The organism is Streptomyces sp. NPDC127117 (genome assembly GCF_042677325.1).
In the GTDB taxonomy this organism is placed as follows: Bacteria; Actinomycetota; Actinomycetes; order Streptomycetales; family Streptomycetaceae; genus Streptomyces.
Genome location: NZ_JBHXTM010000008.1, coordinates 165,408 through 182,633 on the forward strand (window position 1 = coordinate 165,408; position 17,226 = coordinate 182,633).

Below are 17,226 nucleotides of genomic sequence, written 5' to 3' on the forward strand. Positions count from 1 at the left end.
CTGTCTCAGGCGGCCTCGGCGGATGCGGCGCCGCCGCCGTCGACGCCCAGCTCGGTCAGCAGCCGGGAGCGCAACGCGGCGAACCCGGCACTGCTCGCGCCGCGCGGCCGGTCCAGATCCACGACGGTCTCGTACGCGATCACCCCGTCCCGCATCACCAGCGCGCGGTCGGCCAGCAGCAGCGCCTCGTCCACATCGTGGGTGACCAGCAGTACGGCGCAGCCGCGTCGCTGCCAGAGCTCGGCCACCAGCCGCTGCGCCTGGATGCGGGTCAACGCGTCGAGTGCGCCGAACGGTTCGTCGAGCAGCAGCAGATCCGGCTCACGCACCAGGGCGCGGGCCAGCGAGGCGCGCTGCGCCTCACCGCCGGAGAGCGTCCTGGGCCACGCCCCGGACCGATCCGCGAGCCCCACCTCCTCCAGCACACGCTCTGCGACCGTCCGTTCGGGCTTCCCCGGCAGTCCCAGCAGCACATTGCGCCAGACCCGCTTCCACGGCATGAGCCGTGGCGCCTGAAAGGCGACCGCCCGCCGTTTCGGCACCAGCACCGTGCCCTCGATCTCACGGTCCAGCCCGGCGAGCACCCGCAGCAGCGTCGACTTGCCGCAGCCGCTGCGCCCGAGCAGCGCGGTGAACTCCCCGGCGCGCAGGGTGAGATCGAGCCCGTCGATGACGGCGGCGCCGCCGAAGGAACGGGTCAGTCCCGCCACCCGCACCGCGGTCCCGGCCGGTCCGGCCGGAGCGGCGGGGCTCACTGCCCCGTGAAGGTCGGTCGCCATTGCAGCAGCAGCCTTTCGAGTGTGCGGACGATGACATCGGCGGCGAGGCCGAGGAAGGCGTAGACGACCAGGCAGACGACGATGACGTCGGTACGGAAGAACTCCCGGGCCTGGTTCATCAGGAAGCCGATCCCGGCATCGGCGTTGACGGACTCGCCGAAGACCAGGGCCAGCCATGCGGTGGCGAGCGAATAGCGGAGCCCGGTCATGGCCCCGGGCAGCGCGCCCGGCAGCACCACATGCCGGATAAGTCCCCACCGGCCGAGCCCCAACGACTCACCGGCCTCGATGAGTTGGGCATCGACCCCGCGAATTCCGGCGTACACGTTGAGGTACAGATGAAAGGCGACACCGAGCGCGATGAGTGCCACCTTCGGGGCCTCACCGATCCCCAGCCAGATGATGAAGAGCGGGATCAGCCCGACCCAGGGGACGGTGCGCAGCATCTGCACACTGGCGTCCACCAGATCCTCGCCGAGCCGCGAGAGCCCGGAAACCAGCGCGAGCGCCGTCCCGGCGACACCACCGAGCACCAGCCCCACGGCGACCCGCTGGAGCGAGATCCCCATCGCGGACGGCAGTGTGCCGTCGGCGACCAGATCCCATCCGGCACGGGCGATGGTGCCGGGCGACGCGAGCACATCGGCGTGCAGAACACCCGTGGCACTGAGCACCTGCCACAACGCGAGCAACAGCGACGGCCCGACGGCACGCCGAACCCAACGGGGCGGCGCACCCATGCGCACACCCCGTACGGAGGCCGGAACAACGGGCTCCAGGTCGAGCGACCGCCGATCGGAAGGAACAGGGAATTTCCCGGATTCTGGAGACACATCCGGTGGTGCGAGGGCATGGCCGATGGTCATGAGGGCTCCACGAGCAGTCCACGGACAGGGGGATTCGCACCGCGACCACGGCCGCGCGAACCACTGCTGCCGTCATGGCACAGGGGGTCACGCCGAGCGGCGGACGAGGCGGAACGGGCCGGTGCGCGTACGGGCAGACGCGTACGGCAGCGGAGACGGGCGAAAGCGCCGCCCGGTCACCGACGGAGAAGAAGCCGGGAGAACGTCAGCAGCCGCTGTGACACGCGGCGGAGGCCACCCGCAGCAGGTCGATGTGACCGCGCGAAGTGAGCAGGGCTGAACGGAACATGCCGCCGAACGTAGCGATCCATCACTGAAACGGTCAATGATGTCTCGGCAGGTGGACGCGCGATCTTGCCGAATGGGCGAGATGATGGACCCATGCCCCACGCCTTCGCCACCAGCGTTCTGCACATCACCACCGGCACGACGGAGACCATCACCGACCTGACCGCCGAATGCGAGCAGTTCCTCTCCCGGAACGCCGCCTCCGGGGACGGCCTCCTCAACATCTTCGTACCGCACGCGACCGCCGGCATCGCCATCCTGGAGACCGGATCCGGCAGCGACGACGACCTCCTGGCCACCCTTCACACCCTGCTGCCCGCCGACAGCCGCTGGCAACACCGCCACGGGAGTCCCGGCCACGGCCGTGACCACGTACTCCCCGCCCTCGTCCCGCCGCACGCGACGCTGCCGGTGATCGGCGGACAGCTGGAGCTGGGGACGTGGCAGTCGGTGTGCCTGGTCGACACCAACGTCGACAACTCGGACCGTCAGGTGCGGTTGAGCTTCCTCGGCCAGTAGGCCGCTTCGGGAAGGAGGGAGGCGCGGCAGCACTGCGCGACGCGGCGCCGGCCGGCGCCGACACGGTGCTGCTCCACACTCCGACACCGCCCCTGGTGGGGACCGGTCTCTCAGTGGCCGAAGCCCGGTTCGCAGGGCGAGAGGCCCACGTCGGCGCGTCGGCGCTCCTCAAGTAGCTCGATGCGCCGGGCCTGTTCGTCGGTGATCACATCGCACACCCAGTCCCAGTGCAGCGCCACCCGGTCGCCGGCACAGAGCCCGTCGAGCAGCGTCAGTCCGCCGGCCGAGCAGCGTACGGTCTCCTCCCGCCACGCGCCGTCGGCCAGCCCCGCACCGTCCCAGCACAACGGCCGTGACCGCACGGTCGCCAGGTCCCTGTCGGCGGCCACGACCACTCCCGTACGGACGCGGCACTGGTCGAGCACGGACAGGGCGGTCGGATGGCCGCTCGGCCGCAGCATCGGGGCCCACGGGTACACCTCGAACACCTGGAAGCTGTGGTGGGCCAGGGCGCGCCGCCCGGCGTCGCGCCAGGTACCGCCGAGCTGCCCCCGGAACCGGTCGGTCATGCGCTCCACCAGAGCGGCGGGATCGGCCCGGTCCAGCAGCTCGTTGCCGATCCAGTACGCCTCGACCACCCGCACGTCGAGCGGGTCCGCCAGCCCGGCCGTCTCCGCGAGGAACTGGAGATAGCACCAGGCCCCCTCGAACTGCCGGGCGCGCCGCTCGATGTCGGCGGTCGCGTCACGGCGCAGGAGGGCCGCCGCGTCGGCGGGGCCGCAGTAGCCGAGCTCGTTGGGCGGGTAGGCGTATCGCGCGAACAGCAGGGCGCCCTCGGCACTCACTCAGCAGATCCTCGGTAGTTGTTCGCCGATCGGCAGCCCGATCACCCGGCTCCCGCCCAGCCCCGTTTTCGCCACGACCATCCCTTCGTGATCCGGAACGCAACTGCCGATCCGGCAGGCGGACCGGCCCAGGGGGTGGGCCTGCATGGCGGCCAGTACCCGGTCCGCGTCCCCGGCCGGGACGATCGCGATCAGTTTGCCCTCGTTGGCCACCTGGAGCGGGTCGAGCCCGAGCAGGCTGCACGCGTCGCGCACCGCGGGCGGTACGGGAAGCAGCCGCTCGACCAGTTCGATGCCCACGTCCGAGGCGCGGGCGATCTCGTTCAGCGAAGCCGAGACGCCCCCGCGCGTGGGATCCCGGAGCACATGAAGGTCGGTTCCGGTGGCGAGCATGGCGGCGACCAGTCCGTGCAGCGCGGCGGTGTCGCTCTCCACCGTCGTACCGAATTCGAGGCCCTCCCGGCAGCTCATCACGGCCACACCGTGCACCCCGATGTCGCCGCTGACGAGGACGGCGTCGCCGGGGAGCGCCCGGCGCGCGTGGATGTCGACACCGGGAGGGATCACGCCGATGCCCGAGGTGTTGAGGTAGACGCCGTCACCACTGCCGTGCTCCACGACCTTCGTGTCCCCGGTGACCAGACGTACGCCGGCGTCCTCGGCGGCCCGGCCCACGGCCTGCGCGATCCGGCCCAGGTCGCTCAGTGCGGTGCCCTCCGCGAGGATGAAGGCGGTGGACAGGAACAGGGGCGTCGCGCCCGACATGGCCAGGTCGTTGACCGTGCCGTTCACCGCCAGGTCACCGATCGACCCGCCGGGGAAGAACATCGGCTTCACCACGAACGAGTCCGTGGAGAAGGCGAGACGGGTACCGGAGCCGACCGTCAGGACGGCCGAGTCACCGAGATCGGCGGCGGCCGCGGCACCGTACGCGGGCAGGAACAGGTGCTCGATCAGCTCACCTGACATCGCACCGCCGCCGCCGTGACCCATGACGACGGACGGGACGTCCCGCAGCGGGACCGGGCAGGCCCACCCCTCGAAGTCGAGGTCGGGCACTTCGTTCACCACAACGGTCATGTCTTGCATCGCGTCGGTCACTTCGCATCGACCAGTTCCAGGCGGCGGTGGGTGTAGTACGCGGCACACGCGCCCTCGGACGACACCATGGTCGCGCCGAGCGGGTTCCTCGGCGTGCACTCCTTGCCGAACGCCTCGCACAGATGCGGCTTGATCAGGCCCTGGAGGACCTCGCCCGAGCGGCAGAGCGACGACTCGGCGGTGTGGATGCCCGTCACGTCGAACCGCTGCTCCGCGTCGAACGCCCGGTACTTCCCGGAGAGCCGCCAGCCACTGCGCGGAATCGCCCCGATGCCGCGCCAGGTCCGGTCGGTCACCTCGAAGACATCGGCGAGCATCTCCATGGCGGGCACATTGCCCTCCTCGCGCACGGCCCTGGGGTAGGCGTTCTCCACCTCGTGCCGGCCCGCCTCCAGTTGCACGACGGTTCGGCGGACCCCTTCGAGGATGTCCAGCGGCTCGAAGCCGGTCACCACGATCGGCACCTTGTACTTCCGGGCCAGCGGCGGGTACTCGGCCGTCCCCATCACACTGCACACGTGGCCGGCGGCGAGGAACGCCTGCACCCGGCACGTCGAGGACTCCATGATCGCGGCGATCGCGGGCGGCACCAGCACGTGGGACACCAGCAGGGAGAAGTTACGCACCCCGAACCGCCGGGCCTGGTACACCGTCATGGCGTTCGCGGGGGCGGTGGTCTCGAACCCGATCCCGAAGAAGACGACTTCGCGGTCGGGGTTCTCCCGGGCGATCCTCAGCGCGTCGAGGGGCGAGTACACCACGCGTACGTCGCCGCCGGCGCTCTTGACGGAGAAGAGGTCCTGGCTGCTGCCGGGCACGCGCAGCATGTCGCCGAACGAACAGAAGATGACGCCGGGGCGGGCGGCGATCGCCAGTGCCCGGTCGATGGTCTCCAACGGGGTGACGCAGACGGGGCACCCCGGTCCGTGGATCATCTCCACACCGTCCGGCAGCAGTTGGTCGATGCCGTGCCGGATGATGGAGTGGGTCTGGCCGCCGCAGACCTCCATCAGCGCCCACTTCCGCGTGGTGGCCGCGTGGATCTGGTCGATCAGCTTCTTCGCGAGATCGGGGTCACTGAACTCTTCGAGATACTTCACCGGCCGACTCCTTCGGGAGACGCACCCTGCTGGGCCGCGCGTTCGAAACCGTCGCCGAACTCCTCGGCCAGGATGCCCAGCCGCTCGAAGTCGGCAAGAGTGTCCAGGGCCGACCGTTCGTCGAGGCGCTGGATGGCGAAACCGACGTGCACGATGACGTATTCACCGACGGCCGCATCGGGGATGTACTGGAGGCACACCTCCTTGCGCACCCCGCCGAAATCGACCTCGGCCATCACGGTGCCGTCGACTTCGGCGGTACTGAGGACACGCCCCGGAACAGCCAGACACATGGTCCCTCTTCTCTGTGGATCCCTCTGGAGGTACGGCGGTACGGTCGGGCGGCGGCGTCAGTCCGATGCGGCGATCATGAGCTGGCCGAGGGCGATCCCGCCGTCGTTCGGGGGAAGCAGACGCGGCCGCAGGACGGTGAAGCCTCGCTCGGTCAGGCCGCGTTGCGCAGCTTCGAGCAGTACGGCGTTCTGGAAGACGCCGCCGCCCAGCGCCACGGTGGAGAGGCCGGTGCGGGTGCGGCAGAGGTCCGCGAGACGGGTGGCCAGAACGGCGACCGCGGTGTGGAAACGCGCGGCGATCAGCCCGGCCGGAACGCCGTCCCGCACGTCGGACACCACGGCCCGAACGACCGGGCCCTGATCCGCGACGGCGGGTTCCTCCCCCTTCCCGGGGCGGATACCGAAGCGGTAGCCGTTCTCCGGTGCCGCGGGGACGGCGGCCGCGGCACGGGCCAGCCCTTCCAGTTCCATGGCCGCCTCCGCCTCGTACTCCACCACGTGCCGGACGCCGGCCAGGGAGGCGACCGCGTCGAAGAGCCGCCCCATGCCCGATGTGGGCACGCAGCCGAAGCCGGTGGCGAACTGATGGGCCAGTACGTCGCGTTCGGCGGGCGGGCAGGCACGGACCGCGGGCATGTCGTCGTCCCAGGGGATGCCGGCCGCGTGCAGATGCGCGAGGGCCATCCGGTACGGCCGCAGCACACTCGCGTCGCCCCCTGCCAACGGTACGTAACCCAGGTGCGCGGCCCTGCTGAACGACGCGTAGCCGGCCACCAGGACCTCGCCGCCCCAGGCCGCCCCGTCGGTGCCGTGGCCGGTGCCGTCGAAGGCGATGCCGATCACGCGCTCGTCCGCGCCCAGGCCGTGCTCCGCCATCACGGACGCGATGTGCGCGTGGTGGTGCTGCACGGTGCGGACCGGCCGTCCGGCCGCATGGGCGCGGGCCCAGTCGCCGGAGTGGTAGCCGGGGTGGCGGTCGGCCACCAGCCGGGTGGGCGCCACCCCGGTGAGGTCCTCCAGTTGCTTCTCGGTCCGGGTCAGAGCGCCGACCGTCGACAGGTCGTCCATGTCGCCGATGTGCTGGCTCAGCCAGGCGTAGCGGCCCTCGGCCAGCGCACAGGTGTTCTTCAGGTCGGCTCCCACGGCGAGCGTCGGGGGCACGTCGAAGGGCAGTGCGAGCGGCAGCGGGGCGTATCCGCGCGAGCGGCGCAGCGGCAGCTCGGCACCGGCGGCCCAGCGGCTGACCGAGTCGTCGCACGGCACATGGATGCGCCGGTCGTGCCGTAGCCAGGCATCGACCAGCGGTGCCAGGGCGGTCAGCGCGTCGGCGTCGTCGGTGACGATCGGCTCGCCCGACAGATTGGCCGACGTCATCACCAGTGCGTCCGGGCCCGGATCGTCGTCCCCGATCCCGAAGAGCAGGACGTGCAACGGGGTGTACGGGAGGAGCAGCCCGAGGTGTGGGCTGCCGGGCGCCACGGCGTCGGACACCCCGGCACCGGGCCCGGCAGGGTGCCGGGGCAGGAGCACGATCGGGCGGCGGCCACCGGACAGGAGCTCCTCCTCGTCCGCCGTGACGGTCACCAGGCGCCGCGCGACGGCGAGGTCCGGCACCATCACCGCGAACGGCTTGCCGCCGCGCCGCTTGCGTCGGCGCAGCTCGACCACGGCCGCGTCGTCGCGGGCGTCGCACACCAGGTGGTACCCGCCGAGTCCCTTGACCGCGATGATCCCGCCCTCGGCGAGGAGCTTGCGGGCCGTACGCAGAGCATCCTCGTCACGGGACAGGGACACGCCCTCCCCGCCGACCAGTTCGAGCCGCGGTCCGCAGTCGGGACAGGCGATCGGCTGGGCGTGGAAGCGCCGGTCGCCCGGGTCCTCGTACTCCGCCCGGCAGGCCCCGCACATCTCGAAGTCCGCCATCGTGGTGGCGGCCCGGTCGTACGGAAGGCCGGTGACGATCGTGAACCGGGGGCCACAGTGCGTACAGGTGATGAACGGGTGGCGGAAGCGCCGGTTCGACGGATCGCCCAGCTCCTCCAGACAGTCCCGGCAGGTGGCGATGTCGGGCGAGACCAGGGTCCTGGCCCGGCCGGACGCGCCGGAGCGCTCGATGGTGAAGCCCGTACCGCCGAGCGTCGGCAGTTCGCTCGTACGCACGTCCTCGACGACCGCGAGCGGAGGGACGTCGGCGCGCAGACGGCGGCCGAACTCCGCCACGGCCCCGGCCGGTCCCTCGACCTCGGCGAGCACTCCGTCGCCGGTGTTCGTCACCGAGCCCGTGAGCAGCAGCTCCGAGGCGGTGACATAGACGAAGGGCCGGAAGCCCACGCCCTGCACGACGCCGCGCACCTCGAATCTGCGCCGGATCCGCTGCTCCCGGCCGCGGCCCATCATCTCCAGCCCCGACAGGGCCTCCCGGGCCTTCGCCCGGTCGATGAGCTCGACGGCGAAGCCCATATGGAGAAGCACCCAGTCGTCGCGACCGGGCGCCTCGTCGAGCATGCCGATATTGACGCGGCGCCTGGCGCCCTCCACGTCCACCAGAGCCAGCTGGCCCGCATACCCGTCCACGATCTCCACGACGCGGCCAGGAATGCCTAGGCACATGATCAGGATCTCCGGGGTTCGGTGCTGTTCACGGACGCGGTCGAAACGGCCGGCACGAGCTGCCGGATCAGGGTGTGCACTGCCTGCATCGCCTCGGGCACCGCGCTGTCGACGGCTTCGCCGAGCCCGATGCCCTCCTCGACTCCGGCGGGTGTGCAGCCGACGAGGTAGGTGAGCGGAAGCGTACCGCCCAGTTGATCCAGATTTGACAGGACAGCAACCGGATTCATTCCATGTGCGTCGAATTCACCCGAACCGAGGTCCTCCACACCGATGCGGAGCACCGTCACCTCCCCGGGGGCGCCGCCCCCCGGGTACGCGTCGACCAGAACCAGCGCGTCGTACCCGTCGAGCAGGTCGTACGCGAGATGCATGCCGCGGATGCCGTAGTCCACCACCCGCACCTGCGGGGGCATCCCGCCGTCGCGGGCCAGTCGGCGCACGACCTCCGGGCCGAAGCCGTCGTCGCCGAGAAACAGATTGCCGATGCCCGCGACCAGCACCCGGGCGGCAGTGTCGGGTTCCTTCGTCATCCTCGGCTCAGCCGCCCCCCGACCGGAGTCCGGGCGATTTAGGGTCCTGGGGTTTCTTCGGCTGTACGGAGTTGTCGGAGCGTTCGTCCGAGGTGCCCGAGGGGCGGTCGGCCGGGCCGCCCGACGGCCGGTCCGAGCCGGTGCCGCGGGATCCCTTCGGGCCCCGTTCCTCCTGGGGCTCCTCCTCGATGCCGCTGTGCTTCTCCGGTGTGTCCGCCATGGGGTGCTCCTCACTCACTTCACTCGGATCGGGATTCACATCGAACGGATGCGCAGGTAGCGGCGGATGTCGGGGATCGACCTGATCCCGACCGCCACGGCGACGAGCGCCGCGGCCGCGGCCGCTCCGGCGGTGATGATGCCCAGGGTCTTCACGATCGGTTCTCCTCTCGGTGCTGCGCCGTCTCCTCGACGCTCAGGGGTGTCAACTCGTCGGGTGCGAAGTAGAAGTAGCGGCCGTACCAGTCGTGCAGGTCCGACGCGGGATCGTCGACGAGGACCAGGGCGATGTGCGTACCACCGTCCACGTCCGAGAGAACCGCGGTCACCCGGGCCACCTGGCCGGCGAAGAACAGGTCCTGCGCGTCCGCCCGCCGGGAGGGGTGGACGCGGACCAGGCTGCCCTTGGCCACCCGGACCCCGTCGATCACGACCGCGTCGCTCCCGGGCCGTACCGAGGCGTCGGCCGCCGGATCCCACCAGGGGGCGCCGGCGGTGTCGAAGGCGGCGGGTTCCACATCCCGGAGATCGGCCGCCGGGCCCACGGGCGCCGCGGGCTGCGGCGGGTGTGGGTCGCGCAGCAGGCCGTGCAATTGCTGGAGGTCGGCGGGCGACATGCCGTCGCACCGGTCGATGATCTCCCGGGCCCGGGGATCGGTGGCCCGGGCCTCGGCCTTCTCCTCCTCCGTCATGGTCATCACGCGGAGGGTCAGGATCTCGTCGATCTCGGTCGAGTCGAACAGTGCGCCCGGGCTCTGTTCGGCGACCTCCGGGTAGTCGTACAGGATGATCGGCGCACCGAGCAGGGTGTCGGTCGTCCCTCTCGGGCCGGCCAGCACGGGCCAGCACCTGCGCTGCCGGCAACGGCCGGCGGCCGCTGCCGCCCCGTCGGGCGGTTCGAGCAGCGAGACGAACTCGGTGTCGTGCGCCCGCAGCAGCAGATGCGCGCCGATCAGCGAGGACCGGATCGCGGCGTCCTTGGTGGCCGCGGGCTCCGGATGCTCGTTGCGTACGGCCACCGAGAGGCGCACGTATCCGTCGTCGACGACGGCCCGGGTACGGACCCGGACCGCCAACGGCAGCCGCCGTCGCACGATCCGGCCCACCACCACACCCCGCGCGTCGGTCAGCGGCTCGGTGTCCTCGCCGCCCGGGACTTCGTGGACGGCGTCCGCCACCTCACCCAACGGCAGGGCGGTCAGGACGACTTCACGCTCGACGGCCTCGTCCCAGGACATCACCGGTACCCCGTCGACGATGAGCTGCCCGACCGGTACCTCCACCCCGTCCTCGCCCGTGCTCCGCACTTCCCGGACCTGGAGCTGGAGGAAGCGCAGATGCACGGTGACGGCCGCCGGCCCGTCGTGCGGTGCCAGCAGGCACTGCATCTCCATCTCCGGCTCCTCGCCGAAGCTCGCCGCCGTGGCGTGCGGCGGACCGAGGACTCCGAACTGCCAGCGCGACCGGTTCTTGTGCGAGCTCGCCCGGTACGGGTACAGGAGGTACCCCTCGTACAGGACGGCGTCGGCGATCGAACGCACCTGGTCAAGACTCACGGGACCACCTCGTCGTGCTCGGCCAGGAGGGCCTGGACCGTCTCGTCCCAGCTGATCAGCCCGCGCCGGGCCCGGAAGTCCGCGAAGCGTGCCAGCACCTCGTGGTCCAGCCGGATCCATCCGGTGTTCGGGTAGTGCGCAGCCACCATGCGTCGCCACACCGCGACCGGCATCGGGTACCGGGCCTCGCAGTCCCACGGCACCTGCTCGACCCCGAAGCCCTTGCTTCCTCGGGTGAAGACCGTGCCGGAGAACATCAGGGCGAGGGGCACCGAACCCTCGCCCAGGGCGTGCAGATAGCGGGAACCGATCACGTCGAAGTCGTACGTGCAGGGCAGGGCGAGATCGACCTCGGTCGCACCGTTGAAGCCCTGCACGGTGGTGTCGCAGCTCATCCACTGGAACGGCTTGAGGGTGTCCGCCCAGCGGTCCCGGCGGCCGAACAGGGCCACCAGGCCGCTCTGTTCGGCCTCGTCGTAATGGCGCCGCTGCGGTTCGATGCGGACCTGGCAGTGCAGCGCGATGGCGTGGATCCGCCGGCCCGTCCGTTCCTCGATCCGCAGCCGCGCGGTCAGCTGCGGAGCGGCGGCGTACGGCTCGGCGACGACATCGAGCACGGAGAACGTGAAGTCGTTCACGGCGCCCCGATCCCCGCGGCGGGCCGGCTGCGGTCCGCCACCCGCGCGAAGAAGCCGTCCATCGCGGATCGGGCCTCGGTGCCACCGTCGAACCCGCGCCACAGCGAGCGCAGTTGCCCCACCAGCTCGTAGCAGGCGTCGATCGGCACCAGGTGGCACGAACCACCGCCCTCCGCCGTACGCCGGATCAGCAGCGCCTCAACATCCGGACGCAGCACGGCGAGCCCCGGGCTCGACTCGACGACGGCCGTCCAGGCGTCCAGCGGCAGTTCCGACTCGGTGGCCCCGGCGGGACCGGGGTAGAACGCGACCATCCGGTCCTGGACGGAATTGCGGAACAGGAAGGCGAGCCCCACGGGAATCTGCAACTCGTCCCAGGCAGGCCCGTCCAGGGTCTGCCCGGCGAAGTGCAGATAGCGCTCGGGGACCGCCCGGTAGCGCAGCTCCGCGTTCTCGTCGGTGAACAGCAGATAGCAGGCCCGGCAGCCGCACATCAGGGCGCGGCTGTCGAGGTTCACCACATGGGAGTGGCTCTCGCCGATCGGTTCCGCGCACATCTCGCAGCGCTCACCGGCGACCGGGCGCGGCCGGTCGCGCCTGAGCCGCAGCAGGGCGGAGGCCGGTGAGACGGAGCGGCCGGCGGCGATCACGGCGCCACCGCCGCGGGGACCGACACCGAGACAGCGGCACCGTCCGACAGCAGGGGCAGCGGGGCCAGATGCCCTCCGTCCTCGTCGAGGCAGACCCCGGCCCGTCGCACGTCGTAGTGCGCACGGCACCCGGCGCAGCGCAGGACCGCGTCCCCGGACCTGCCGCCCAGCCGCCGCGCCAGCGTGGCACCCTCGAACGGTCGCTCGCAGCGCGCACACCGGTCCTCGAAGGCGAAGAGATCCGTGCCCACCCGGCAGGCCACCACCGGCATCCTGCCGACACCGAACCGGGCCACGGCACCGGACTCGAGCCCCGACAGCTCCGGCACGACCTCCCACGACGCGCCGTCGTCACCGGCCGTCCCGGACTCCGTCTGCAGCCGGGAGAACAGCGAGTCCACCGGTACCAGCGGCCGCGCTGCCCCGGCGTCCTCGTCGGCCGCGGTCTCGACCTCGATCGAGGTGATCTCCGGCGCCGCCGCCTCCACAGCACCCTGCACGGCCAGCTTGAGCGTGACCGAGGACGACGGGCAGCCGTCACAACTGCCCAGCAGCCGCAATCGGACGGTGCCCTCGTCGGTGACGGCGAGCAGCTCCACATCGCCGCCGTGCGACCCCAGATACGGCCGTACGCTCTCCAGCGCCTGCTCGACCCGGGTCTCCACGCCGTACGGATGCAGCCCGTGCACCAGCAGGACGCCGGCCACCAGCTCGTCGCCGGCCAGGGCGGCCAGGACGTCGTCGTCCAGCCGCCCCTGTTCGTGCACGAGGTCGAGCAGCCGTTCCAGGCCGGCACCGTAGAAGTCGGCGACGACCCGGACCAGTTCCTCGCTGCGCTCGCGGGCGACCGCGCCGCCCGAGCCGCTGGCGGCGATCAGGGCGTCGATGCGTTCACCGGCCGTCCGCCAGTCGGGCGTTGCCGGGGAATCCTCCCGCGCCATCACTCACTGCCCGCGGACTGGGTCGGGGAGTGCAGGAGCTCCAGCTTCTTGCCCTCACCGAGATACATGTGCACACCGCAGGGCAGACAGGGGTCGAAGCTGCGCACCGTGCGCATGATGTCGATGCCCTTGAAGTGCTCCCGGTCGTTCTCCTCGAAGATCGGCTGGCCCTGCACGGCGTCCTCGTAGGGGCCGGGCGTGCCGTACGTGTCGCGGGGGCTGGCGTTCCACGGAGTCGGCGGGTACGGGTGGTAGTTGGCGATCTTGCCGTCCCGGATCACCATGTGGTGGGAGAGGACACCGCGGACCGCCTCGGTGAAACCGCAGCCCACGCCCTCCTCGGGCACCTCGAACTTCTCCCAGGTCTTGGTGTTCCCGAAGCGGATCTCCGCGAGCGCCTTCTCCGCGAAGTGAAGCGCGCAGGCGGCCGCGTAGGCCTGGAAGTAGCTGCGCGCCCGGTTGCGCTCGATGGTGTTGCTCCACTTCGGGACGTGCCACTCCAGCTCCACCGGCCCCTTGAGTGCGGTCTTGGGGAGGTTGATCTTCACGCTGTGGCCGGTGGCCTGGACGTAGCCGATGTCGACCAGACCGGCCAGCGCGGTGGTCCACAGCCGCGCGAGCGGTCCGCCGCCCGTGTCGAGCGCCAGGTAGTCCTTGCCGTCGAACCACCGCGGTGACATGACCCAGCTGTACTTGTCGTCCAGGTCCCGCTTCTGCGGCTGCGGGTTGGTGTGCTGGTTCCACGGGTGGCGCCGGTCGACCGGATTGCCGAGCGGGTCGTGGGAGACGAAGGTCTCCTGCTCGTCCCAGTCGTTGTAGTACGACGAACCGAGCAGGATCCGGATACCGAGGTTGATCTTCACCAGGTCGGTGGTGACCAGCTTCCCGTCGACGACGACACCGGGGGTGACGTACATCTTCCGGCCCCAGTCGGTCATGTCCTTGTACTCGAAGTTGCAGTGCTCCGGGTCCTGGAAGGAGCCCCAGCAGCCCAGCAGGATGCGCCGGTTGCCGACCTGCTCGTACCCCGGCAGGGCTTCGTAGAAGAAGTCGAAGAGATCGTCGTGCATCGGCACGACCTTCTTCATGAACTCGACGTACCGCTGGAGGCGGGTGATGTAGTCCGTCATCAGCTGGATGGTCGCCACGGTGCCGACCCCGCCGGGGTAGAGCGTGGAGGGGTGCACATGCCGGCCCTCCATCAGGCAGAACATCTCCCGGGTCATCCGGCTGACCTGGAGCGCCTCGCGGTAGAACTCGCCGGTGAACGGGTTCAGCGACCGCATGATGTCGCCGATCGTCTTGTATCCGTGCGCGTCGGCGTGCGGGGAGGGGGTGCGGTTGGCCTGTGCAAGCACCCCGGGGTTGGTCTCCGCGACCATTTTCTCGCAGTAGTCGACCCCGACCAGGTTCTCCTGGAAGATGTTGTGGTCGAACATGTACTCCGCGGCCTCGCCGAGATTCACGATCCATTCGCCGAGGTGCGGTGGCTTCACCCCGTACGCCATGTTCTGCGCGTAACAGGAACATGTGGCGTGGTTGTCACCGCAGATTCCGCAGATGCGACTCGTGATGAAGTGCGCGTCCCGGGGGTCCTTTCCCTTCATGAAGACCGAATAGCCCCGGAAGATGGAGCTGGTGCTGTGACACTCGGCGACCACCTTCTGCTTGAAGTCGATCTTCGTGTAGATACCCAGGCTGCCGACGATCCGGGTAATGGGATCCCACGCCATTTCGACCAGGTCGTTCTTTCCCTGGCCGCCTCCGGCACCTCTGTGCTGCGTCGCGGTCATTGGCCGCCTCTTCTTTCTGTCCGTTGCGGTGATGTACGCGGTCACTCACCAGGTGCGTGTGGCGCCGGTCGTGAGTTTTCCGCCGGGCCTACGCCATTTCGGTTCGCGGTCCAGGGTGTGGGTGGTGAGGTGGCGCAGCCGCCGCATCGTCGCCCCGTACGGCCCGACCGCGTTGGTCGAGAGCTTTCCTCCGGGCGGCTCGTCCATGAACGGCATGAACTTGTCCGGGAACCCGGGCATGGTGCAGCCGATGCAGATGCCACCGACGTTGGGGCAGCCGCCGATGCCGTTCATCCAGCCGCGCTTGGGTACGTTGCACTTGACCGCGGGGCCCCAGCAGCCCAGCTTGACGATGCACTTCGGTGAGCCGTACTCCGTCGCGAAGTCGGCCTGCTCGTAGTACCCGGCGCGGTCGCAGCCCTCGTGGACCGTGGACCCGAACAGCCACGTCGGCCGCAGCGCGTCGTCGAGCGGGATCATCGGCGCCTGGTCGGTGGCCATGTAGAGCAGGTAGGTGAGCGTCTCCGAGAGGTTGTCCGGCTGGATCGGGCACCCCGGAACGCACACGATCGGGATCCCGGCCTTGGACTCCCAGTCCCAGCCCAGGTAGTCGGGAACCCCCATTGCGCCGGTCGGGTTGCCCGCCATGGCGTGGATGCCGCCGTACGTCGCGCAGGTGCCGACCGCGACGACCGCGGTCGCCTTCGGAGCCAGCCGGTCGAGCCACTCGCTGGTCGTCATCGGCTGGCCGGTGGCGGGATCGTTGCCGAACCCGCACCAGTAACCCTCGTCGTGCAGCCGCTCGTTCGGAATGGATCCCTCGACCACCAGGACGAACGGTTCCAGTTCCCCACGGTCGGCCTTGAAGAACCATTCGAGGAAATCATCGGCGCCGCCGGTCGGGCCGCATTCGAAATCGATGAGCGGCCAGTGGACGGCGACCTGCGGAAGTCCCGGCAGGGCGCCGAGCGCGATTTCTTCGATGCTCGGCTGCGTGGCTGCGGTCAGGGCGACGGAATCGCCGTCGCAGCTCAGCCCTGCGTTGATCCACAGCACATGGATCAGTGTGTCCTCCGCCTTTACCGCTTCCTTTGTCGGCATGGCAGTGTCGCCTTTCAGGATGACGGCCCAACCGGCCATCGGCCCCCACGGATGGGTACGCGCACATTGCTACCATCACGCCTCGATTCGCGGGCACCGGCAACAGGGGAATTCGCCGCCCCGGCTCGTTGCCGGGGGCCGAATGACGGCATGCGGTGGGCCGCTCGGGTGGTTCGGGCGGGGGGCCGGTCCCGTCGGACGGCGCCGCGGTCCTCCCGTGGACCTACGGTCAAAGTCACCCGCGGAAGGACGAGGCACCGGTGCACGAGCTGGCCATCACACAGAGCGTCGTCGACTCGGTGTGCGAACGCGCGGGGAGGCGCCCGGTCCGCTCGGTCCGGGTCCGCGTCGGCGTGCTCACGGCCGTGGTGCCCGACTCGATGCGGTTCTGCTTCGGCCTGGTCACGGAGGGAACGGCCGCCGAGGGCGCGCGGTTGGAGATCGACCAGCCGCCCGGCGCCGGCCGCTGCCGCACCTGTGCCGTCGAATTCACCCTGACCGACCTGATTCTGCTGTGTCCCTGCGGCAGCGCGGATGTGGAGATCACATCGGGACAGGAACTGCAGATCGTCTCCATGGAAGTGGGCTGAACCATGTGCGGTACCTGCGGCTGTGCCGAGGAGTCCGGCGGGACCAGGATCGTGATGCTGCGGGAGGAGGATGCACCGGACCACGGACATCCGCACCCGCACCCGCACCCTCGTCCGCACGAGCGTCGTCAGCCGAGTGGAGCCGGTGAGACCGTCACCATCGAGCAGAAGGTACTCGCCAAGAACGACCTGCTCGCGGAACGCAACCGGACGTGGATGACCGGCCGCGGCATCGTGGCCGTGAACGTGATGAGCTCGCCGGGCGCGGGCAAGACCACCCTTCTGGAGCGGGCCGTCACCGACCTCGCGGGACGCCGCCCGGTGGCCGTCATCGAGGGTGATCAGGAGACGAGGCTCGACGCCGACCGGATCAGGCGCACGGGCTGCGCCGTGGTGCAGGTGAACACGGGGGCGGGGTGCCACCTCGACGCGGAGATGATGCGGGACGCCCTCACGGCGCTGTCCCCGGCCGAGGGGTCGCTGCTCATGGTGGAGAACGTCGGAAATCTGGTGTGCCCCGCCCTGTTCGATCTGGGGGAGCGCAGCAAGGTCGTGATCATCTCGGTCACCGAGGGCACGGACAAGCCGCTGAAGTACCCGTACATGTTCGCCGCTGCCGACCTGATCCTGATCAACAAGTCCGATCTCCTGCCCCATGTCGACTTCGACGTCGAGCAGTGCGCTCAGCACGCGCGCTCGGTGAACCCGGACGTGCGCGTGCTGACGGTCTCGGCGACCACCGGTGAGGGTCTGGCCCACTGGTACGACTGGCTGGCGGAGCAGCGGTAGCCGCTCCGCCGCCGC

Annotated in this window: 20 protein-coding genes; 3 read left to right on the forward strand and 17 right to left on the reverse strand. The window is 70.3% G+C overall.

Annotated elements, in window-relative coordinates:
• Positions 1 to 5: 5 nt before the first annotated feature.
• The 3 genes from ACFVH0_RS10375 to ACFVH0_RS10385 form a co-directional block, all read right to left on the reverse strand.
• Positions 6 to 779 (reverse strand): ABC transporter ATP-binding protein, encoded by a 774-nt coding sequence (locus ACFVH0_RS10375; RefSeq protein WP_385819162.1) that lies wholly within the window; start codon positions 777 to 779, stop codon positions 6 to 8.
• Positions 752 to 1,645 carry an ABC transporter permease gene (locus ACFVH0_RS10380; protein WP_385819163.1) on the reverse strand — a complete coding sequence of 298 codons (894 nt, stop codon included), beginning with the start codon at positions 1,643 to 1,645 and terminating at the stop codon, positions 752 to 754. The genes ACFVH0_RS10375 and ACFVH0_RS10380 overlap by 28 nt, the downstream gene beginning before the upstream one ends.
• Before the next feature lie 205 nt (positions 1,646 to 1,850).
• Positions 1,851 to 1,934 (reverse strand): putative leader peptide, encoded by an 84-nt coding sequence (locus ACFVH0_RS10385; protein WP_385819203.1) that lies wholly within the window; start codon positions 1,932 to 1,934, stop codon positions 1,851 to 1,853.
• Between the two features lie 92 nt (positions 1,935 to 2,026).
• Between ACFVH0_RS10385 and ACFVH0_RS10390 the strand changes: the two genes are divergently transcribed.
• Positions 2,027 to 2,452, forward strand: a complete 426-nt coding sequence (locus ACFVH0_RS10390) for a secondary thiamine-phosphate synthase enzyme YjbQ (RefSeq protein WP_385819164.1) — start codon at positions 2,027 to 2,029, stop codon at positions 2,450 to 2,452.
• 110 nt (positions 2,453 to 2,562) lie between these two features.
• On the opposite strand, the gene ACFVH0_RS10395 is transcribed toward ACFVH0_RS10390, so the two are convergent.
• The 14 genes from ACFVH0_RS10395 to ACFVH0_RS10460 are packed head-to-tail and all read right to left on the reverse strand — an operon-like array spanning position 2,563 to position 15,832.
• Entirely contained in the window at positions 2,563 to 3,297 is a 735-nt protein-coding gene (locus ACFVH0_RS10395) for a DUF6390 family protein (RefSeq protein WP_385819165.1), read from the reverse strand.
• Entirely contained in the window at positions 3,298 to 4,377 is a 1,080-nt protein-coding gene (gene hypE / locus ACFVH0_RS10400; RefSeq protein WP_385819166.1) for a hydrogenase expression/formation protein HypE, read from the reverse strand.
• Positions 4,378 to 4,394: 17 nt separating this feature from the next.
• On the reverse strand, positions 4,395 to 5,498 hold the full coding sequence (hypD, locus tag ACFVH0_RS10405) for a hydrogenase formation protein HypD (protein ID WP_385819167.1): 1,104 nt from the start codon (positions 5,496 to 5,498) through the stop codon (positions 4,395 to 4,397).
• Entirely contained in the window at positions 5,495 to 5,791 is a 297-nt protein-coding gene (locus tag ACFVH0_RS10410) for a HypC/HybG/HupF family hydrogenase formation chaperone (protein WP_385819168.1), read from the reverse strand. Before ACFVH0_RS10410 ends, hypD begins: the two co-directional genes overlap by 4 nt.
• Positions 5,792 to 5,848: 57 nt before the next feature.
• Positions 5,849 to 8,401 (reverse strand): carbamoyltransferase HypF, encoded by a 2,553-nt coding sequence (gene hypF / locus ACFVH0_RS10415; RefSeq protein ID WP_385819169.1) that lies wholly within the window; start codon positions 8,399 to 8,401, stop codon positions 5,849 to 5,851.
• A gap of 2 nt (positions 8,402 to 8,403) precedes the next feature.
• Positions 8,404 to 8,934: a hydrogenase maturation protease gene (locus ACFVH0_RS10420; protein WP_385819170.1), complete on the reverse strand. Its 531-nt coding sequence runs from the start codon at positions 8,932 to 8,934 to the stop codon at positions 8,404 to 8,406.
• A gap of 7 nt (positions 8,935 to 8,941) precedes the next feature.
• Entirely contained in the window at positions 8,942 to 9,154 is a 213-nt protein-coding gene (locus ACFVH0_RS10425; protein ID WP_385819171.1) for a hypothetical protein, read from the reverse strand.
• Between the two features lie 35 nt (positions 9,155 to 9,189).
• Positions 9,190 to 9,309, reverse strand: coding sequence for a DUF6893 family small protein (locus ACFVH0_RS10430; protein WP_385819172.1), 120 nt, complete (start codon positions 9,307 to 9,309; stop codon positions 9,190 to 9,192).
• On the reverse strand, positions 9,306 to 10,709 hold the full coding sequence (locus tag ACFVH0_RS10435) for a hypothetical protein (RefSeq protein WP_385819173.1): 1,404 nt from the start codon (positions 10,707 to 10,709) through the stop codon (positions 9,306 to 9,308). The genes ACFVH0_RS10430 and ACFVH0_RS10435 overlap by 4 nt, the downstream gene beginning before the upstream one ends.
• Positions 10,706 to 11,347: a DUF6084 family protein gene (locus tag ACFVH0_RS10440; RefSeq protein WP_385819174.1), complete on the reverse strand. Its 642-nt coding sequence runs from the start codon at positions 11,345 to 11,347 to the stop codon at positions 10,706 to 10,708. The genes ACFVH0_RS10435 and ACFVH0_RS10440 overlap by 4 nt, the downstream gene beginning before the upstream one ends.
• Positions 11,344 to 11,997 (reverse strand): DUF5947 family protein, encoded by a 654-nt coding sequence (locus ACFVH0_RS10445; RefSeq protein ID WP_385819175.1) that lies wholly within the window; start codon positions 11,995 to 11,997, stop codon positions 11,344 to 11,346. Before ACFVH0_RS10445 ends, ACFVH0_RS10440 begins: the two co-directional genes overlap by 4 nt.
• Positions 11,994 to 12,938 carry a NifU family protein gene (locus tag ACFVH0_RS10450; RefSeq protein ID WP_385819176.1) on the reverse strand — a complete coding sequence of 315 codons (945 nt, stop codon included), beginning with the start codon at positions 12,936 to 12,938 and terminating at the stop codon, positions 11,994 to 11,996. The genes ACFVH0_RS10445 and ACFVH0_RS10450 overlap by 4 nt, the downstream gene beginning before the upstream one ends.
• Complete coding sequence (locus ACFVH0_RS10455; RefSeq protein ID WP_385819177.1) at positions 12,938 to 14,731, reverse strand: nickel-dependent hydrogenase large subunit; 1,794 nt, start codon at positions 14,729 to 14,731, stop codon at positions 12,938 to 12,940. Before ACFVH0_RS10455 ends, ACFVH0_RS10450 begins: the two co-directional genes overlap by 1 nt.
• 45 nt (positions 14,732 to 14,776) lie before the next feature.
• On the reverse strand, positions 14,777 to 15,832 hold the full coding sequence (locus ACFVH0_RS10460) for a hydrogenase expression protein HypE (RefSeq protein WP_385819178.1): 1,056 nt from the start codon (positions 15,830 to 15,832) through the stop codon (positions 14,777 to 14,779).
• Positions 15,833 to 16,092: 260 nt separating this feature from the next.
• Here ACFVH0_RS10460 and ACFVH0_RS10465 point away from each other — a divergent pair, with 260 nt between their 5' ends.
• Together ACFVH0_RS10465 and hypB are read left to right on the forward strand one after the other, a co-directional pair.
• Positions 16,093 to 16,422, forward strand: coding sequence for a hydrogenase maturation nickel metallochaperone HypA (locus ACFVH0_RS10465; protein WP_385819179.1), 330 nt, complete (start codon positions 16,093 to 16,095; stop codon positions 16,420 to 16,422).
• Positions 16,423 to 16,425: 3 nt separating this feature from the next.
• Complete coding sequence (gene hypB, locus ACFVH0_RS10470; protein WP_385819180.1) at positions 16,426 to 17,211, forward strand: hydrogenase nickel incorporation protein HypB; 786 nt, start codon at positions 16,426 to 16,428, stop codon at positions 17,209 to 17,211.
• The last annotated feature ends 15 nt before the right edge of the window (positions 17,212 to 17,226 follow it).